Genomic DNA, 19,692 nt, shown 5'->3' on the forward strand with positions numbered 1-19,692 from the left:
AACAAGTGAAACGTCTTTTAGCATAAAGTATAGCTATGTTTCTATGTGTTTAAAATGTTTCCCGCAGATTTTGGAGATTTAGCAGATAAAAAATCTCCTGGATCTGCGAAATATGCGTGAGAAAAAACAGCATGCTATGTTTGTTAAAACAAGTGAAACGCCTTTCTGCATAAGATATAGCTATGTTTCTATGTGTTTAAAATTTTTCCCGCAGATTTTGGAGATTTAGCAGATAAAAAAAACTGTAAGATCTGCGAAATCTGCGAGAAAAAGAACAGCAGGCTATGTTTGTTAAAACAAGTGAAACGTCTTTTAGCATAAAGTATAGCTATGTTTCTATGTGTTTAAAAAATTTCACGCAGATTTTATCGGATTTTAGCAGATTTAGCAGATTTTTTTTTGGTCGAGATGACAAAAAAATGAGGATAAAAAACTTTGCGGTTCTGCGGCTTTGCGAGATTAAAACAAACCGAAATTATCTGCTAAAATCCTTTTCAAATCTGCGTGAAATCTTTTTTAAATAAACCTATCTTTGACTATAAACTACTATTATGGAAAAACCAAAACGTTTTCAGGTTTCGCTCAAAGTCATTTGGGGAAGTTCGATTGCTCTGGCAGTTCTGGCTTCGGTTCCCAAGTTATTTGATGCCGGTTCTACACCTGGGGATATAGTTATAAATTCGTCGATTACACTGCTGTTTTCTCTTTTTATATGGTATTACAATATTTACAGTCTGCCAAAATTCTCTTCTCAGCATGCTAATAAAAGCCTTTTTAACTGGAAACTTTTACTGAGTGTGGTGCTGGGAATTCTGCTTATGGTTATACTTGTAATTGCCCATCAGGAGCTTTTTCAGGTTTCTAAAATGGATGCGCCGATTATGTTTGAACTGCGCGGGGTTTTAATCAACTTGATTGTGTATATGTTCCTGCATTTACTTTTTCAGAATTACCAGACCCAGCAGATGGGTGTAGAACTCGAACGCACCAAAGCAGTGCATCTGGGAGCACAGTATGAATTATTGAAACAGCAGGTCAATCCGCATTTTTTATTCAACAGTCTGAACACTTTAAAATCGATGGTGGATATGCAGGACCCGCACAGTTCTGACTTTATCCTGAAATTATCCGATTTTTACCGGTTTACGCTTGAAAGCCGGAAAATGGATTTGATTCCGTTAAAAGAAGAATTGCAGATCATAGATTCATTTGTTTATTTACTAAAAGCTCGTTTTGAAGATGGTTTTGAGCTGATAAAAGAGATTGATGAAAAACAATACGATTGTGCGATTCCGCCTTTTTCGCTGCAGTTATTAATCGAAAACTGTATCAAGCACAATATTGTTTCGCTGGATAAACCTCTAAGAATTAAGTTATATACTGAAAATGATTTTCTGGTAATCGAAAATCCGATTCAGCTGAAAAGGGGCATTATATCAACCGGTGTCGGACTGAACAATATCAATCAGCGTTTCCTGCATTTGATACACAAAGAAATTGAAATTGATAAAACCGAAACCCATTTTAAAGTAAAAATACCACTTATTTATGACTATCATAATAATTGAAGATGAAGTAAAAACGGCCAAAGCCCTGGGCCAGCTTATTTTGAGTATCAGACCCGATGCCCAGATCCTGTCGTATATTCAGAGTATTGATGGTGCTGTAAGTTATCTTTTAGAAAACGATCAGCCCGATCTGATTTTTATGGATATTCAGCTGGCAGACGGGCTGAGTTTTGAAATCTTCAAAAATGTTGAGGTTTTGTCCCCGGTTATTTTCTGTACCGCTTTTGATGATTATGCGATTGAAGCATTTAAATCAAACGGTATTGATTATGTCCTAAAACCTTTTTCAAGAGAAAGCATTTCGCAGGCCATTAAAAAAGCAGGAGAGCTGAAAAACTTCTTTCAGAGAAATAAAAAAATGATGCCTGATTTTGATTATCTCTTAACCAGAACAGGTGAAAACAAAGGGAAAAGTAGTTTTTTGGTTTTTAAAAACAATAAATACCAAACGATCCAAACCGAAAATATCGCTTTTTTCTACATCAAAAACGAAACCCCTACGATTGTCACTTTTGATAAAACAGAATATCCCATTACCCAATCGCTGGACGAAGTGCATAAGCTTTTATCGCCCATTCAGTTTTTCAGGGTTAACCGACAGTATTTAGTCAATTTTTCGGCCATAAGAGAAGCAGAACATTATTTTTCAAGAAAACTCATTCTTAAACTCACGATTCCTACAGAAGAGAAATTATTGGTAGGGAAGGAGAAGGCTACGGCATTTTTAAGCTGGCTTGAAAACCGATGAGATTTTTTAACCGCAAAGTACGCAAGGTTTTTTTTGAAGCAGTGATTCTATAAATTAAAGGTCGCAAAGCTATATGAATAAAATAGCTTTGCGACTTTTTTTTGCCACAGATTGCATTGATTTACACAGTTTTTAAAATCATTTTAATCCTTATAATCTGTGGCAAAAATACTTTGTGAACTTTGCGTAAATCCTTGCGATCTTTGCGGTTAAATAAAATCAAACCTTAGAAGGCGGCATTCCAAACTGCTTTTTAAACGCAAACGAAAAATGCGATAAATCCTCAAAACCTACTTCCAGATAAACTTCCGAAGGCGTTTTCCCTCTTTCTTTAATTTGATAATAAGCTTCCTGTAGTCTTTTCTGGAGCAGCCAGCGGCTTGGTGAAATTTCAAAAATACGCTGAAAATCCCTTTTGAAAGTTGCCAGACTTCTTCCGGTTAAATAAGCAAAACGATCTAATTGTACGTTGAAATGGAAATTCTTTTTCATAAAGGCTTCCAGATCAATTTTTCCGGGTTCGTTAAAGTCAAACAGGATATCTTTTAATTCCGGATGGCACTGCAGTAAAATGGTAATCGCTTCGTTTACTTTTAAAGCCTGAAGTTCTTCGGTTATGAACTGATCTTCGTTGATGTACGGAATCAGCGAGTTCATAAAACTTTTTAATAACGGAACTTCTTTTAACTGAAAGACCGTTTCGGTTTCCGGGCTTTTGATCACATTTGTTTTCTGATTGTATTGTATAGAATAATCCCGAAGGGCTTCCTGGTTCAGATAAATAGAAATGGACTGAAAAGCGGTATTAGGATCGGGCTGTTTGATGAATTTGATAAGCTGATTTCTTTTGATAAACCGAAAATCACCCGGTTTAAAAACATATTCTTTACTACCGTTATTAAGGGTAAGCACTCCCGAAATCTGAAAACTCAAAACATGCTGGGCAGCAAACTGTTCGCCTTCCCTATTTTGTGTATAATAGCAGGAATAAGCAATAGGAGAGTTTTTCTGATTTATTTTAGAATCGTTCATATCACAAATTTATAAAAAATCAGGCGGTACCATATTTGAATACTGCCTGATTTTATTAATTGTTAGTTATCGGTTGATAATAAAAAGTTTTACTTTTTACGGGTATACCATTTTCCCATTGCCGAATCTAAAAAACTTTCAGAATCTTCATGATCTGTAGACAAACTCACGTCTAACCATTTTTCCATTTCTTCAGTTCGGGCCTGGTCAGCGTTTTGCAAAATTGCAATCGCCTCGCTTCCCAATACAAGATGCATTGGCGGATTAGGGTGCGAAGCCAGATCAACCATTACTTTGGCTGCTTTTTCGGGATCACCGACCGGAACAAAATTACCTCCTTTAAAGAAATCCGTACGTTGTTTTACCATTTCATAGCCTTCGATATCTTCAGCATACGTCATTGATGCTCCGGCCCAATCGGTTCTAAATCCTCCTGGTTCAACACTGGTCACTAAGATTCCGAGTGGAGCCACTTCTTTGGCTAAAGCTTCGGTGAATCCGCCCAGACCAAATTTCGCCGCCTGATACATAGTCAGACCCGGATTACCCACACGACCGCCTACAGAGCTGATTTGTAAAATACGCCCGGAACGCTGTTTGCGCATAAAAGGCAGAACGGCACGTGTAATTTCAATAGGAGCCAGTAAATTGGTTTCTAACTGACTGCGGACCTGCTCTGGCGTATAAGCCTCGGCAGCCCCTATGATTCCGAATCCGGCATTGTTTACCAGTACGTCAATTCTTCCAAAATGAGCGACAGCTTTATTTACTGCCTGATGAACTTCATCATAATTGTTAACATCTAATTGCAAAGGCAGGATCTGATCCTGAAATTTTTCTTTTAAATCAGCTAACTGATTAATGTCCCTTGCTGTTGCGGCTACTTTGTCACCGCTGTTTAATACTGCTTCAGTAAGATTACGTCCTAATCCACGGGAGCTTCCTGTGATAAACCATATTTTGTTCATGATACGTGTGTTTTTAAATTCATTACAAATTTACGTTGGGAGTGAAGATTGTTGCTTTGTTGAAAAGCTCAGATTTATTTGTTTAAAAGTTCAAGGTTGTAAAAGTGCAGAGCTGTTAAGGTTTTATTTATTAAAGAAAAAAATGAATCCCGTAAAGACGCAGACACGCTAAGTTTTTTCTTAGTCATATAAGGTTCAATGAAGATAAAACTTAATTTATGTTACTTATATGGCTTAATTTTCTTTGCGTCTTCGCGTCTTTGCGAGATTAAAATGTAAAGTATTAAGAAATCTTAATTTTGAGAAACTCTTACTGTATATGCTGCAGTATATAATCTTCTAAACATGATGTAAGTTACACTTACCATTACAAAAGCAATAATGGCATCTGTTGTCGCACCAAAGCCTAAAACAGCCAGTTTAGAAAAGAAAGCGAAGATGATGTCAAAAAATACTCCGGCAAATACCCATTCTTTTAATCGTAATAGTTTGTTAGGAATTAATAAGGTAATGACTCCGGAAATCTTCATAACACCCAGAATGTAGATAAAATGGGCCGGATACCCTAGTAATTGTGTAATCTCCCAAACCAGTTTGTTGGTTGTTAATTCAAAAAAACCGCTGGCACCAAACCATAAAGAAGTTAAAATAATTCCTGTCCAATAGATCATTTTTGTTGTTTTTGCATTCATGATTTTAAATTTTAAGTTGTTAAACAGGACAAAATTGCGACAGCGGCAGCCGATTTCACAGGAGAATTTTGGTCAAACGGACAAATCGAAATCTTAAACAGACAATCTGTAAGTCCAGGCGAATTTTATAACTTTACAAGATATCTTTTAGAAAAAATACATTTTAAATAAAAGCGAGATGTGGTACCATACAAAAGCAAAGGAACTGCTGGATATTGATTATCCCATTTTACAAGGCCCTTTTGGAGGAAATTTGTCGACGGTTGAACTGACGGCTGCGGTTTCTAATTTGGGCGGATTGGGCGGTTACGGTGCTTATACCAATAGCCCGCAGGAAATTTATGAAATTGATAAACAGCTTAAAGCCGCTACTGACAAACCGTATAATATTAATCTTTGGGTTTCCGATCATGATATACCGCAAGGCGGATTAAGTGATGAACAGTTTCAAAAAACAGCCGCCGTTTTTAAACCCTATTTTGATGAAGCGGGAATTCCGCTACCCGAAAAACCGGCACCTTTTCAATCCCGTTTTGAAAATCAGCTGGAGGTTATTTTAGACGTTCGTCCCAAGGTTTTTAGTTTTATGTTTGGTGTGCCGTCGGATGATGTTTTAGAGCAGTGCCGTCGATTGGGAATCGTAACTGTGGGAGCAGCTACTACTTTAGACGAAGCTCTTTTTCTCGATAGTAAAGGAGTAGATATGATCATAGCTTCGGGTTTTGAAGCCGGAGGACACCGCCCTTCTTTTTTAAAAGAGGCCGAATCTTCTGTAACCGGAACCTTCGTATTATTGCAGTTGATGCGTGAAAAAATTAAAGTGCCCATCATTGCCGCCGGAGGGATTGCGGATGGGAAAGGAATTGCAGCAGCTTTGACTTTAGGAGCCGGTGCTGTCCAGATTGGAACTGCTTTTTTAGCCGTAGAAGAATCAAACGCATTACCCATTCACAGAGAAATGCTGTTTTCGGATGCCTCAAAATATACAACACTTTCCCGTGCTTATACCGGAAGACTTGGTCGTAGTATAAGCAGCCGGGTTGCAAAAGAGATGACAGGGAAGGAGCAGGATATACTGCCTTTTCCATTGCAGACCACTTTTATAGCACCATTGCGAAAAGCGGCAATTGAGCAGCAGAAATGGGATATGGTATTATTTTGGGGCGGACAGATTTCACCACTTTTAAAACATACCAAAGCCAAAGATCTTATGCTGTCTTTGATTGAAGAAACAACGGCTTATTTTGATAGTTTTAAATTATAATTTTTTTAATGAAGCTAAAGAAGAATATTAAAATTAAATCAGCAAAAATAGCAAAGGAGAAAAAACATTCTTTGATTAAATGCAGTTTTAGTGTGCCGGAACCAGATAGTTTTTTAAAACGAAAGAAGTTTTTTTTCAAAAAAGACGGAATCCAAACAGAGTATATTCTGCTTATTCTATCTTCTCAAAATGAAGGATATAAAAAATATCTGGGCACATCATTGTATGAAAATGCATTTGATAAAAATAGCAGACTGCTTAAGGAATGTATTTTTGTTCAGAATAAGAAAGTAAAGTACAAAGAATATTTCGTTGTTCTGACGAAAGAGCATTTTATAAAAAACGAAAAGATATTTTATGAACTGTTTTCATTGTTTAATTTTCTGTTAATAGCAGAATTAAAAGAAAAACTTTCTAAAGACGATCTGTTAAAGAGGATCAACAGATTCAGTCTTTATGGGATTTTTAATTTTAAAAGATGGTCTGCTGTCTCAAACGATCAGCTCTTTTTTGATGCAGATCATTATTCGGGTTCACTAAGAAATGTTTTAGAAAACCATTAAATTGTAACTCATTTCAAAGATCAGAAATGAGTTTTTTTATCTTTTCATGAAACCGGAAGTACTTTTTATTGCTTTTCAATAGGTAAAAGGCTTCTGTTTTCGTTGTAAGTAAAAAAATATACAACTTAAAAGTTTTTTTAAAGTACTGTAAATAAGGTTTTTGTGTTTTTAAAAGTTTCAACTATCGCTAAATTTTAAAAAAAAACAGACCTAAATACTACTAATTCGGTAGAATTAATATATATTTGCAGTACAGAAAAATTCTGAATGATACTTATCCAGAAAGACTAAGGGATTAGGCCCGTTGAAGTCTTAGCAACCTGTTGCCGAATAAGGTGCTAAATCCTTCCGTTACGACGGACAGATAAGAAAGGTTTTCTCAAATCTGAATAAGCTCATTATTGTTAAAATATTTATTTTTTTTTTAAATGAAAACCAGACTCCATTTTTTACAGAGCAGTTATGAATTCATGAATTCCATTTTTGAAGAAAACAGTCTTGCTTTTTTCCGAATGCCAGGACTGTAATTCCTAAACTCTTCTTTTTTTTAACACGAATTATTACCGGCCTTTTTTACAGGCCAGGGGACTCTTTTGCTTAATCTTAAAAATTACTATAATATGAAAAAAATACTAGCAGCAGCTGTTTTGTTTCTGGCAGCATTACCAACTCAGGCACAGGTGAATACTTTACAGTTAAAAGGAACTGTTGTCGATACAACGGCAGAATATGTTTATCTGCAGAAATTCCACAACAAAATGTTTACGACTATTGATTCTGTAAAGGTTAAAGACGGAAATTTTAGTTTTAAAACCAAAGTCGTAACACCGGAATTGTATGGTTTAAGTGTCAATACCCAGGGGTATCCCTTGTATATTTTCCTGGAAAAAGACCCAATTACCGTAAAACTAAGTCCGAAGAAATATTACAGTACCTCTGTAGTTGAGGGATCGGTTTCGCAGGATTTGTTTGAAGCTTATAAAAAAGCAAAAGATCCGGAGATCAGTAAGTTTATAACGGAGCATCCAAAATCGATAGTTTCAGCTTATGTGTTATACCGAAACTGGTCTTACAGATTGTCGCCTGAACAAATCACCCAGAATATTGCTTTGCTGGACAAAAGCCTTCAAAGCACGACTTATGTCAAAGAATTAAAGGAACTGGTTACCGTTTTAGACGGACTTTCGGTTGGTAAAAAAGCCCCTGATTTTACCGCCAATGATCCGGATGGAAAACCAGTTCGCTTTTATGAAAACCTAAAAGGATATACGCTGGTCGATTTCTGGGCTTCATGGTGCGGACCGTGCCGAAGAGAAAATCCAAATATCGTGGCCGCCTATAAAGAATACCACGATAAAGGATTCAATATTATAGGAATCTCTCTGGACAAAAAGAAAGAAAACTGGATTAAAGGTATTCAGGACGATCAGCTGAACTGGCTGCAGGTTTCGGATTTACTTTTCTGGAACAGTGCAATTGCTAAACTATACGGGGTAAGAGCTATTCCGGGGAATTATTTAGTAGATCCAAAAGGGATTATCGTTGCCAAAAACCTGCACGGAGAAGAATTACAGACTACTTTAAAAGCACTTTTAAATAAACTGCCTTAATTAATTTCGGGAGATGAGATAAGCGGAACCCGAATTTCAAAACAACAAAGAATACATTAGTTAATTAAAATGATAAGGAAATGAATGCTATTGAGCCCACCACAAAAACAGCTGAACCGGAATGTTACTTTTCTAAGTTCAGGGAAAATACAGTAGGAACAGACCACACTTTTGAATCGGTTTACGGAGAACAAAATCTGGTATATGCCGACTGGGTTGCCAGCGGAAGATTATACGCACCAATTGAGGATATTATGCTTCATAAAATGGGACCTATGATCGCCAATACACATTCACTTTCAAGTCAGACAGGAAAAACGTCGACTTATGCTTATCAATACGCCAGAGAAATTATTAAAAAGTCGGTTAATGCCAGTGAATCCGATGTTTTGGTCACTACAGGAACCGGAATGACAGCGGCTTTATCAAAGCTGCAGCGTATTATGGGATTGAGAACCCGGTCTGATGAAGACAGACCTGTGGTTTTTATAACTCATATGGAACATCATTCCAATCAGGTTTCCTGGTATGAAACCAATGCCGAAGTCGTGATTCTGCCTCCGGATGAAAATAATTTAGTAGATCCGAAAGCACTTTTAAAAGCAATTGAACAATATGCCGACAGGAGCCTGAAAATAGGTTCATTTACAGCCTGTTCGAATGTCACCGGAATTATAACGCCTTATTATGAACTGGCCAGGATAATGCATCAAAACGGCGGACTTTGTTTTGTTGATTTTGCGGCTTCGGCACCGTATGTCAAAATCGATATGCATCCTGAAAATCAGGAAGAGCAGTTAGATGCCATTTTCTTTTCGCCTCATAAATTCCTCGGCGGACCGGGAACCTGCGGTGTTCTGGTTTTTAATGAAAAATTATACCAGTCCGATTTTCCGGATAATCCGGGCGGAGGAAATGTAAAATGGACCAACCCTTTAGGAAAATATTGTTACAGCGATGTGATTGAAGTTCGCGAGGACGGCGGAACTCCTGGTTTTTTACAGGTAATAAGAGCAGCTTTGGCCTTAGAGCTTAAAGAACAGATGGGAGTAGATAATATCAAAATAAGAGAAAAAGAACTGTTGAATCTTTGTTTCTCAAGGCTTCAGAAGATACAAGGATTGTCTGTTCTGGGAGATTTAACAGCAGAAAGAATTGGCTGTGTTTCTTTTGTAATAGAAGATATCCATTATAATTTAATCGTCAGGCTTTTAAATGACCGTTTTGGAATTCAGGTTCGCGGAGGCTGGTCGTGTGCCAGTACTTATGCCCATTATCTGTTTAATATCAACGAAAAGAAATCGGCAGAAATTACAAACGAATTATTAGAGCGCAATCAGGCCAACAAACCAGGCTGGGTTCGTTTGTCACTGCATCCCATAATGAGTAATGAAGAGCTTTTTTATATCTGTGATTCGATTCAGAAAGTGGCTTTACATTATAAAAAATGGCAGAAGGATTATGAATACAATCCGGTTTCAAATGAATTTGAAAAACCTGAAATAAAGGATACTATCGCAAATGAAGTAAAAGAGTGGTTTAAACTGGATTAAGATAGGGAGACATACTCAGAACATTAAAATTGAAACGGATTCACAAGTTTTATACAAGATCCTCTTATGTAATTATTTCTTATGCAGAAATGATCAATGAGAATGCGTCCAATTGACAATAAATAAAATGAATACAATATGAAAACAATACCAAGAAGGGTAGTAACGGGGTTACGAAACGGAAAATCAATTATAGAAAGCGACGGGATAGTGACCAATGTTTCAGAACATTTTCCGGGACTGATTATTTCGGATATCTGGTCAACAAACAGCAGTCCGGCAAAACTGGAAGAAAATGTGATTGAAAATACGGCCTTTCCTAATACCCCCAAAAACGGGAGTTACTTTCGTTATGTACAAATTCCGCCTGATAAGGATTTAGGGATTGAAACTGTTGAAGGCCAGCTTCATCCGTTGATGCATCAAACCGATACTTTAGATTACATCGTCATTTTGTCAGGTGAAATTTACCTGATCACAGAACAGGATGAAACTCTCTTAAAGGCTGGTGATATTGCTATTCAGAGAGCGGTAAATCATGCCTGGAGCAACTGGTCTGATTCTCCCTGTATTCAGCTGGCAGTTTTACTCGATGCTAAAACGAGCTGACACGTTTAAGGAATCGTTATAGTAATCTATTATTTTGATAGGCTAATAAAAGTTTTGTGTTTTTTGCATAAAAATTAAATTTATCTGCTTAAATTTGCAATCGCAATGAGAAACAAGAACCAGAATTTGAATTATTATTACAGCAGCAGCATAATGTGCTGTGTTACTGCTATGGAATTCACTGATCTGGCTTAGATATAAAATAATAGACTTTATTTCAAAAAGCCTTTCATGAAGATTTGAAGGGCTTTTTTGTTTTTAAAACTGAATTTGAACAAATGATTGAATTAAAAAATGTAACCAAAACGTTTCATCAGAAAAAAAGAGTGGTTACGGCTTTATCGGATGTTTCGCTGACGGTTCCGCCGGGGAAAATTTTTGGTGTAATAGGGACTTCAGGAGCCGGAAAAAGTACCCTGATCCGATGTGTGAATCTTCTCGAAAGACCTTCATCAGGTGAAGTTATTGTAGATGGCAAAGCTCTGATGCAGCTGTCGGGTGCAGAACTGGCGATTGAAAGAAGACAGATTGGAATGATTTTCCAGCATTTTAACCTGCTTTCGTCCAGAACGGTTTTTGATAATGTCGCTTTTCCGCTTGAATTAACAGGAACTCCAAAAAACGAAATCAAAACACGTGTTTTAGAATTACTGCAATTAGTGGGGCTGGCTGAAAAAGCAAATGATTATCCGGCAAGCCTTTCTGGCGGACAGAAACAAAGGGTAGCCATTGCCAGAACACTGGCTAATAATCCTAAGGTTTTATTGTGCGATGAAGCCACAAGTGCACTTGATCCGGCTACAACCCGTTCTATCCTTAATTTACTGAAAGACATTAACCGCCGTTTAAATATCACAATCTTATTGATTACGCATCAGATGGAAGTCGTAAAATCAATTTGTGATGAGGTTGCGGTAATCAGTCACGGAAAATTAATAGAACAGGGAAGTGTGGGCGAAATTTTTGCCGATCCTAAACATGAACTCACAAAAGAATTTATTGCATCATCACTGCATCTTGAAATTCCTGCTGTTTATCAGGAGAAATTGCAGAAAGAAGATAATGGAAGCTTAAATCCGTTATTAAAGCTGGAAATGACCGGAAAATCGGTAAACGAACCTGTTATTTCGGAGGTATCAAGACTGTTTGATACGAATTTCAAAATTGTAAGTGCACAGATGGATCAGGCGGGAGATGTGAATTTTGGCGTCATGCTGATCGAACTATCAGGGAAACGCGAAAATTACGGAGCTGCGGTTCAATATTTTATTTCAAAACATATTAAAACAGAAATTATAGGTTATGTCTGATTCATTAATAGATTTATTACTAAAAGGCACCTGGGAAACTATTGTAATGACCTTTGTGTCGGGCTTTTTTGGTTTCCTGATTGGACTTCCGACAGGAGTCTTGCTTTTCCTTACCCGAAAAAATCAAATACTCGAACATCCGGTGGTAAACAAAGTACTGTCAGTTCTGGTAAACGTTTTTCGTTCTATTCCGTTTATCATTTTAATCGTCTGGATGATTCCGTTTACCCGTGGCATTGCAGGAACCATAATTGGAGTAAGTGCAGCTCTGGTTCCGTTAAGTATTGGGGCAGCACCTTTTATAGCGCGTCTTGTTGAAAACAGTCTGCTGAGCCTGCCTTCCGGTTTAATTGAAGCTGCGAGAGCATTAGGAGCAACCCCTTTTCAGATTGTATATAAAGTGTTACTCCCGGAAGCACTGCCTTCTTTGATCAATGCGGCTTCGATCACTTTAATCACGCTTGTAGGTTATTCTGCGATGGGTGGTGCCGTTGGTGCCGGCGGTCTAGGACAGGTGGGGTATCAGTATGGTTATGTTGGTTATGATGCTGTAACCATGAATTCGGTTTTGGTTTTACTGGTCATTTTGGTATTTGCCATTCAGTTTGCCGGAGACACCTTGTCAAAACGATTTGATCACCGATAATATTATTAAAAATCAGGAATTAAAAATTAAAAACAGATTATCATGAAAATAAAATTAACTGCCGGAATTATCGCTTTATCACTGGTATTAGCAAATTGCGGAAAAAGTAAAAACAACGATCCGCATTATATAAAAGTGGGAGTCGCTTCAGGACCTGAATTAAAAGTGGCTGAAGCAGCAAAAAAAGTTGCAAAAGAGAAATTCGGACTGGAAGTAGAGCTGGTTTCTTTTAATGATTATGTGATTCCAAACGAAGCTTTAAGTCAGGGCGATATTGATGTAAATGCTTTTCAGCATAAACCGTATCTTGACGAGCAGTCTAAACAGCGTGGTTATAAATTAGCCATTATCGGAAATACCTTTGTTTACCCGATCGCAGGCTATTCCAAAAAGATAAAAAGCCTTTCCGAACTAAAAAATGAAAGCACCATCATTATTCCAAATGACCCAACAAACGGTGGACGCTCTTTATTACTTTTACAAAAAAATGGTTTGTTAAAGCTGAAAGACGGAGTGGGATTACTGCCTAAAGTAACAGATATTGTAAGTAATCCTAAGAACCTTAAAATATTGGAGTTAGAAGCGCCGCAGCTGCCTCGCGCTTTGGACGATGCCAACGTTTCGGTTGCTATAATTAATAACACTTTTGCTTCTCAGGCCGGTTTAATTCCATCTCGTGATGCTTTGTTTATTGAGGATAAAGAATCTCCTTATGTAAACTTGGTGGTAAGTCGTGAAGACAATAAAAACGAAGAAAAGGTAAAACAGTTTTTAAAAGCTTTCCAGTCTCCTGAAGTGGAACAGGCTGCTATTCGTGAATTTAAAGGCGGAGCGGTTAAAGGATGGTGATTTTGAGTTATGAGTTATGAGTTATGGGTTATGAGTTATGGGTTATGAGTTATGGGTTGGGCTCAAATGATTATTTTATGATATTAAGAAAGGCTGTCTGATTTTAAGACGGCCTTTTGTTTTTTGCAGGCTTCGGAGAAGCAAAATATCTATAGAAAAGAATGGATGCCTGCAATAGTAAAGCTCCGGCGGAGCGGCATATAGTATAAAAAACATATTGCTCCGTTTTTCCATCAGAATCAAAGAAAGAATATCCTGTTTTTTGTGTAATACTGAATCTAAATCATTGTAAACAAAAGTCTTATTGTTTTGTTTTTCAGTCTTTTAAGTCCTGTTTTGATTTTTTGCCTGATGTACATTTGTACAGTGAATTTTTAAAAACAGTTTTATGAAAATCTTAGGTCAGATATTGTTTTTTGTACTTTTTTCTTTTGGGAATCCAAAGGAAGATAAAAATGAAATTATTCCCGTAAACCTGGAGCCGGAACGTTTCAATAGTCAGCTTGCAGATGTAAAAGCCATGATTAAGAGAAATACTGTCTATAATGCCAAAATCGCTTTTTTTATTGATATGAGAATTAAATCTGGTAAAAACCGATTCTTTGTTTATGATCTGGTAAATGATCAGATTTTAGAAGAAGGACTGGTTGCCAACGGAGCGGGATCTGAAACCATGGTCAGGGGAGAACTGAAATTCAGTAACGAACCCAATTCAAAATGTACTTCGCTGGGAAGCTACGTTATTGGAAAATCTTATAAAGGAATGTTCGGAAAAGCCTATAAGCTGTCGGGTCTGGATGAAACCAACAGTAATGCCGCAAAAAGGGCGATTGTACTGCATCCGTATTCTGCAGTCCCTAATGAAGAACAGGATTATTATATTTCAAACAGTCAGGGCTGTCCTATGGTAAGTGAAGCTTTTTTTAAGAAACTGGAAAAAATTATTGACAGTTCCCGATCGGGGATTATCCTGAATATTTATTATTGAGAGTTGAGAGTTGAGAGTTGAGAGTTATGAGTTATGAGTTATGAATTTTGAGTTTTAAGTTTTTTTAGGGACAAAATTTGTCTTTTGAAGATCAGTCGTTACTATGGAACGGCTGATTTTCTTTTTTATATCCCTTTTAAGGGAAATAATTGTTGCTGAAAAGGGTTGGTTAATTTTGGATCAGCAGTGATAACCCATAACTCATAACTTTTGACTTCTCCCTTTTTTTTAGAATCTTTTGTATTCTACACCATGTTTATCGGCATAGGGTAAAAGTAAATCCATTACTTTTTTGTATTTCTTGTCCAGTTCAACACCTTTGGTATCGTCAAGCTGTCTGGCAGCTTCATCTATTTCTTCGTCGGTTTTTCCGTCATCGATCATTTTGGCAATTTTAGGAAAGTCGTTTTTCTGAATTTCCTGTGCATATTCAAACAGTTCCACAGCAGCTTCGATGATAGGTTTCGTTTCTTCTGTTTTAGTGAGTTTATTGATTTTTTTCAGATCTTCTTTAAAGGTTTGTCCGTAATAAAAGTTTACCGCTTCCACACAGGTTGACGGGCGCATTGTTTTTTGATCATCGGCCAGGGTCTGCAGGGTTCCGTTGGCTTTCATCTGACGATATTCTTTAAAAACACGTTCAAAACTAGACGGAATTTTGTTAGCATTTAAGCCAATCTGCTGAAAAACAGTATCCGGGCTGTCATTAAAGAACTGACAGGAAAATAAAAGGCCTGTTATAAATAGTAACGCGATGATTTTGTAAATTTTCATAGGTAAAAAATTAAGTTTGTACGTTTTGGACAGTTTGTATATACAGACTGACCCGGTTCAGGATATGATTTTCGTATTCCGTTTGTTTTTGTCTGCTTTTTCTGCCCGAGCTGAAATTCTCACTAATGGGATAGTTTTTTATGAAATGGCTTTTTTTAGCCCCTAAACTATAATGCCAGCTTCCCATCTCTGAACTAACAAAGATAACGGCTTCGTCTAATTTCATGATTTTTTTATGCGGAAAAAAAGGCCCTGTTTTGTAAACTGCATTATGGCTCCTGCTAAAAGTATACTGAATCCGGGCTCTGATGTAAATGTCGTACAGGCTGTGAAAAACTCCGTAAACCAACAGTATATAAAGGGTATACAGCCAGACTTCGCTTAGTATTTCTTTAAAAAAATACAATACCACTGCAACAGCTAAAATACCCGCCAAAAACCACTGCGATAAGGTCTGCAGTGGTTTTACGGGCTGAAAAGAAAACGAATCAGGCGTTTCGGTGATATTGTATTTTTCACGAATGTTCATTGCTGTGCAGTATTTCATCAATTTCGTTAGCCAGGTTCTGGATTTTTCTGCTTGTAAAGGCCTGTGCCAGCATGATGCATTTTTCTTTTCCATCTTTTAAATAATAGGCATTCAGCGATGTATTGGTCGTAAGCATATATTGTTTAAGCCTTACCAGTTCAAAATTCTGGAAATCTTTGAGCGGTATACAAATCGGTGAGTTTATAAGACCAATTTTGGCGGTTATCTCTTTTCTGTCCATGTCAATCACAACCTGCTTTACCCAGATGGATATAAAACAGAGAATGGCCAGGATGGCAAAAATCCAGAACATGATGCTTTCTTTTAAATAAAGGCCAATTACGGCAAACAGGGTTAATCCAATGCTCACCATAAGTCCAAAACCATATTCCCGTTTCATGACATACTGATTGCCGTTTTTGATAAAATATTGTAACTGCATCCTGCTTATTCTATGGTTACCCCGTCAATAATTAAGAGACTGCAGTACAAAGCGAAATAGGAACTGGAATAATCACCTGTCAGCTGATCACTTAAAGAGTCCAGTTTGGCTGCTTTAAATTCAAGTTTTCGGGAAGGTGTTTTGCCGTAAGTATCCACCATCGTAATCTGACCGTCAAGTCCGTTTTTACTGGTGGCAAAAGCACGAAGTAAATTGATATCCTGTCTTTCAAAATCAAGTGAGAAATAATAAGATCTGTTGTCTGTTTTGTCAGCCGGGTCTTTGTAATTAATTCCTTTGCTAAAGGAAACGGTAGCAGAACGTAAGGGAACGGTAATGGTTTTATTTCCGTCTTTAACTGTTATTTCTATTTTAGTGCGTTTATCATCACTTTGTGCCTGGGTAATCTGAGTTAAAAAACAGAAACAGATAATTACTAATGAAAGGATTTTCTTATTCATAATAGTATTGCTTTTAAAAATTATTTAGTACAACAAGATTACTTCATCCCTAAACTTCCGGCAATTGTAAATTGGCAAACGGAGGGTTTCTGTTTTTATTTGGTTAATTATGAAATATATCAGGGATAACGGGCTTTAACAAAGTGTAATAAGGTGTTGTAAACAAGGATTTTATCCGTAAAAAACAGCCAAAAATTGTTTGGTCAGTCAAATCACAATTTGTATTTTGCCGTCAATTACCACTAAATATGCTCCCGAAAAACAGTATTTTTTTCCTAAACTATGCCAAAACCAGCCTGTATTTTTTCGGGTTTATTTTGGTTTTATTTCCTTTCAGGGTTTACTCCCAGACAATTTCTGTTGTTGAAAAAATGGCCGCAGAAGGATATGCTAAACGTTTTTCGGATACTACGGCCTGTATGGACATTCAGAAACGGGCACTCAGACTAGCTCAGAAAAACAAAAGCAAGGAGGACGAAGTTATCTGTTACGCCTACATGGCACTTACACAAAGACGGCTGCTTCACCTGAAAGAGTTTATGCATTATGCTGATACGTCTTTTTATCTTTCGAAGTCTGTCAATTCAGTCAGGGCGAAAGCACATGCTTCGGTTGCTATGGGTTCTTTAAAATCGTATATTGAAGACAAACCTCAGGCAATGAATTTTCTGCTGGAAGGGTATAAACTGTTTTCAAAAGTAAAGGCACACGATCAATGTGCCAAAATAGCCTCGGATATCTCGTATTTGTTTTCTCCGGCATCACCCGCAAAAGTAGAGAAATATGCCCGGGAAGCGATGGTTCATGCGGCCAAAGCCGGCGATCCTGAAAGTGAGCTGCACGCCCGTCTGGCCTTTGGAGGTTTTTTATCTGATAATTTGGAAAATGGCGGTGTTTCGGACTGGGAAACGGCTATGCAGTTTTTTAAGGAAACGGCAGCCCTGGCAGAAAAAAAAGCGGATAACATTATCAGTAAAAGCAACATTGGGATTGCCTGCATAAATCTGGCTGATTTGTATACCAAAGGCCCCGAACCTATAGAGGAAAAACCTTTTCTGGAAAATCTCAGAAAGGCAACAGCCATTGCGAAAAAGTACAATGTTAAAATTATTTACAGAAGTGCTATTGGACTTCAGGGACTGTATTTTACACAGAAAGGCGATTACCTGAAAGCAGAGCTTTTGTTTATAGAAGGTATCAATTATCAAAAAAGCCTTCCGTATACGGATAATTATCTTTTGGCCAATTTTTACAGCTGTTTAAAAGATGTTTCTGTGAAAAGAAAAGACTTTCAGGCTTATTATGGGTATGATACGCTCTATTCGAAATATACACAGTTAAAGTATAAAGAATCGGCACAGTCCATGCTCCAGAATGCCGATGCCAGATATGAATCGTCTAAAAAAGCAGAACGTATCCGGCAGCTTGAACTGGAAAAGGAACTGGAACAGAAAAACAAACTGCTGGGTTACGGTATAGCCGGGGTTTTACTGATAGGCCTTGTATTTATGTTTCGTTCGTATTATTACCGCCAGCGTTATTACCAAAACCGGGAAGATTTTTTAAAACAGGAGCAGGCTCATAATGAACTTAAGATGCAGCTGCTGGAAAAAGAAACGATCGAAAACCTTTCAGCGAGACTGTCTTTAGAAAGACGGCTGCTGCGCTCGCAGATGGATCCGCACTTTATTTTTAATGCACTGGGCAATATTCAGAGTATGATTTTACAGAAAGATACTCTTCCGGCAGTTTCTTATCTGAATAAGTTTGCCAGACTAACGCGGCAGGTTTTAGAGCAGTCCCGCAAAGAAACCATTTCGCTGGAAGAAGAAATCAATACATTGCAAAATTATATCGAACTCCAGCAGCTTCGTCTGAACAATGGTTTTGATTATGTTATTGAATGTGATTCGAATGTTGAAACCGATGTTTTGATTCCGCCTTTACTAATCCAGCCTTTTGTTGAGAATGCTGTTGAACATGGCTTAAAACCGCAGGAAAACAGTGTGAGAGGGCTCATTGAAATTTATTTTAAAGAAGAGCAGGAAGGGCATAATCTGCTTTGTACGATCAAAGATAACGGGATTGGCTTAACAGCTTCCCGAAAATTAAAAAGTAATGATACACATCAGTCACTTTCGACAACAATTACGGATGAAAGACTGTTTAAAATGCAGAAGGAAAACCCGGATGCCGGATTTACGGTAACAGAACGGAATCCTGAAACAGATAGCCACGGCTGTATAGTAATTATAAATATCCCCATTTTATCATGATATATAAAACGATAATTATTGAAGATGAACACCGTTTAAAGGAAGCTTTGTCTATTATGCTCGAAATGGTTTCGGGTGACACGATACAGATTATTGGATACGCTGAAAGTGTTGCTGAAGCAGTAAAAATAATTGACCGCCTTAAACCTGATCTGGTTTTTATGGATATTATGCTGAAAGACGGGACCGGTTTTGAGGTGTTACAGCAGCTTACGTTTCATGCTTTTCATCTTATTTTTACAACGGCTTATGAGCAGCATGCTATTGATGCATTTAAGTACAGTGCTGTTGATTATCTGCTGAAACCTGTTGACCCGCAGGAACTAAAAACGGCTATTGACCGTATTGCACTTATGGAGCAGCGGGTACTGGAGAAACAGCAGCTTACAGAACTGCAGCATAATCTTTCGAAAACACCGGACCGAATTGTTCTGCCTACTCAGGAAGCGATGTATGTAGTAAAACCGGAACAGATTATAAGGTGTGAAACTTCGGGCTCGTATACTACTTTTTTTCTCACAGACGGCAGGAAAATAATGGTTTCCAAACCTTTAAAAAATTATGAAGATATACTGCTTCCGCCTTTGTTCTTCAGGGTTCACCAATCGCATTTGATTAATGTAAATTCGATTTTAAGCTATTCCCGTGAAGGAATGGTGCATATGAACGATAAATCGGCTGTACCGGTTTCCAGAGGAAAAAAAGAAGCTTTTTTCAAATTGATGAAAGATGAGATTTAATTTTTAGCAGTTGACGGTTTATGCCGTAAAGGCATTCAAATACTAATTAAAAGTTACCAAAGACAAAGTG

20 protein-coding genes and 1 riboswitch are annotated in these 19,692 nt (G+C 37.4%); of the genes, 13 read left to right on the top strand and 7 right to left on the bottom strand.

Features of this window, described 5'->3' with window-relative positions:
• The first annotated feature begins 551 nt into the window (after positions 1-551).
• Both ACODST_RS26230 and ACODST_RS26235 read left to right on the top strand, forming a co-directional pair.
• Positions 552-1,568, top strand: a complete 1,017-nt coding sequence (locus ACODST_RS26230; protein WP_488935054.1) for a sensor histidine kinase — start codon at positions 552-554, stop codon at positions 1,566-1,568.
• On the top strand, positions 1,549-2,316 hold the full coding sequence (locus ACODST_RS26235) for a LytR/AlgR family response regulator transcription factor (RefSeq protein ID WP_488935055.1): 768 nt from the start codon (positions 1,549-1,551) through the stop codon (positions 2,314-2,316). The genes ACODST_RS26230 and ACODST_RS26235 overlap by 20 nt, the downstream gene beginning before the upstream one ends.
• Before the next feature lie 219 nt (positions 2,317-2,535).
• Here the strand turns inward: ACODST_RS26235 and ACODST_RS26240 are convergent, their stop codons facing one another.
• From ACODST_RS26240 to ACODST_RS26250, 3 genes are all read right to left on the bottom strand, one after another.
• Complete coding sequence (locus ACODST_RS26240; protein WP_488935056.1) at positions 2,536-3,348, bottom strand: helix-turn-helix domain-containing protein; 813 nt, start codon at positions 3,346-3,348, stop codon at positions 2,536-2,538.
• Positions 3,349-3,437: 89 nt separating this feature from the next.
• Positions 3,438-4,316, bottom strand: coding sequence for an oxidoreductase (locus ACODST_RS26245; protein ID WP_488935057.1), 879 nt, complete (start codon positions 4,314-4,316; stop codon positions 3,438-3,440).
• A gap of 293 nt (positions 4,317-4,609) precedes the next feature.
• Positions 4,610-5,008, bottom strand: coding sequence for a DoxX family protein (locus ACODST_RS26250; RefSeq protein WP_488935058.1), 399 nt, complete (start codon positions 5,006-5,008; stop codon positions 4,610-4,612).
• Between the two features lie 178 nt (positions 5,009-5,186).
• Between ACODST_RS26250 and ACODST_RS26255 the strand changes: the two genes are divergently transcribed.
• From ACODST_RS26255 to ACODST_RS26295, 9 genes are all read left to right on the top strand, one after another.
• Positions 5,187-6,272, top strand: a complete 1,086-nt coding sequence (locus ACODST_RS26255) for an NAD(P)H-dependent flavin oxidoreductase (RefSeq protein WP_488935059.1) — start codon at positions 5,187-5,189, stop codon at positions 6,270-6,272.
• A gap of 8 nt (positions 6,273-6,280) precedes the next feature.
• A complete protein-coding gene (locus ACODST_RS26260; RefSeq protein ID WP_488935060.1) occupies positions 6,281-6,835 on the top strand; it encodes a hypothetical protein in 555 nt (184 codons plus the stop codon).
• Between the two features lie 271 nt (positions 6,836-7,106).
• A riboswitch (SAM riboswitch) is annotated at positions 7,107-7,206 on the top strand.
• A gap of 249 nt (positions 7,207-7,455) precedes the next feature.
• Positions 7,456-8,445, top strand: a complete 990-nt coding sequence (locus ACODST_RS26265) for a redoxin domain-containing protein (RefSeq protein WP_488935061.1) — start codon at positions 7,456-7,458, stop codon at positions 8,443-8,445.
• A gap of 80 nt (positions 8,446-8,525) precedes the next feature.
• Entirely contained in the window at positions 8,526-9,998 is a 1,473-nt protein-coding gene (locus ACODST_RS26270) for an aminotransferase class V-fold PLP-dependent enzyme (protein ID WP_488935062.1), read from the top strand.
• Between the two features lie 138 nt (positions 9,999-10,136).
• Complete coding sequence (locus ACODST_RS26275; RefSeq protein WP_488935063.1) at positions 10,137-10,607, top strand: cupin domain-containing protein; 471 nt, start codon at positions 10,137-10,139, stop codon at positions 10,605-10,607.
• A gap of 278 nt (positions 10,608-10,885) precedes the next feature.
• Positions 10,886-11,917 (top strand): methionine ABC transporter ATP-binding protein MetN, encoded by a 1,032-nt coding sequence (metN, locus tag ACODST_RS26280; protein ID WP_488935064.1) that lies wholly within the window; start codon positions 10,886-10,888, stop codon positions 11,915-11,917.
• Complete coding sequence (gene metI / locus ACODST_RS26285) at positions 11,910-12,563, top strand: methionine ABC transporter permease MetI (RefSeq protein WP_488935065.1); 654 nt, start codon at positions 11,910-11,912, stop codon at positions 12,561-12,563. The genes metN and metI overlap by 8 nt, the downstream gene beginning before the upstream one ends.
• Positions 12,564-12,605: 42 nt before the next feature.
• A complete protein-coding gene (metQ, locus tag ACODST_RS26290; protein WP_488935066.1) occupies positions 12,606-13,412 on the top strand; it encodes a methionine ABC transporter substrate-binding lipoprotein MetQ in 807 nt (268 codons plus the stop codon).
• Positions 13,413-13,800: 388 nt separating this feature from the next.
• Positions 13,801-14,400, top strand: coding sequence for a murein L,D-transpeptidase catalytic domain-containing protein (locus ACODST_RS26295; protein WP_488935067.1), 600 nt, complete (start codon positions 13,801-13,803; stop codon positions 14,398-14,400).
• Positions 14,401-14,628: 228 nt separating this feature from the next.
• On the opposite strand, the gene ACODST_RS26300 is transcribed toward ACODST_RS26295, so the two are convergent.
• The 4 genes from ACODST_RS26300 to ACODST_RS26315 are packed head-to-tail and all read right to left on the bottom strand — an operon-like array spanning position 14,629 to position 16,606.
• Positions 14,629-15,174: a hypothetical protein gene (locus ACODST_RS26300; protein WP_488935068.1), complete on the bottom strand. Its 546-nt coding sequence runs from the start codon at positions 15,172-15,174 to the stop codon at positions 14,629-14,631.
• Between the two features lie 10 nt (positions 15,175-15,184).
• Positions 15,185-15,721, bottom strand: coding sequence for a hypothetical protein (locus ACODST_RS26305; protein ID WP_488935069.1), 537 nt, complete (start codon positions 15,719-15,721; stop codon positions 15,185-15,187).
• The gene (locus ACODST_RS26310) at positions 15,690-16,145 is read right to left on the bottom strand and encodes a hypothetical protein (RefSeq protein ID WP_488935070.1); all 456 of its coding nucleotides are present in this window, start codon (positions 16,143-16,145) and stop codon (positions 15,690-15,692) included. The genes ACODST_RS26305 and ACODST_RS26310 overlap by 32 nt, the downstream gene beginning before the upstream one ends.
• 5 nt (positions 16,146-16,150) lie before the next feature.
• Positions 16,151-16,606, bottom strand: a complete 456-nt coding sequence (locus ACODST_RS26315) for a hypothetical protein (protein WP_488935071.1) — start codon at positions 16,604-16,606, stop codon at positions 16,151-16,153.
• Between the two features lie 248 nt (positions 16,607-16,854).
• Here ACODST_RS26315 and ACODST_RS26320 point away from each other — a divergent pair, with 248 nt between their 5' ends.
• Positions 16,855-18,882: a sensor histidine kinase gene (locus ACODST_RS26320; protein ID WP_488935072.1), complete on the top strand. Its 2,028-nt coding sequence runs from the start codon at positions 16,855-16,857 to the stop codon at positions 18,880-18,882.
• Positions 18,879-19,622 carry a LytR/AlgR family response regulator transcription factor gene (locus ACODST_RS26325; RefSeq protein WP_488935073.1) on the top strand — a complete coding sequence of 248 codons (744 nt, stop codon included), beginning with the start codon at positions 18,879-18,881 and terminating at the stop codon, positions 19,620-19,622. Before ACODST_RS26320 ends, ACODST_RS26325 begins: the two co-directional genes overlap by 4 nt.
• Positions 19,623-19,692 lie beyond the last annotated feature (70 nt).

Source organism: Flavobacterium sp. FG19, from assembly GCF_057809475.1.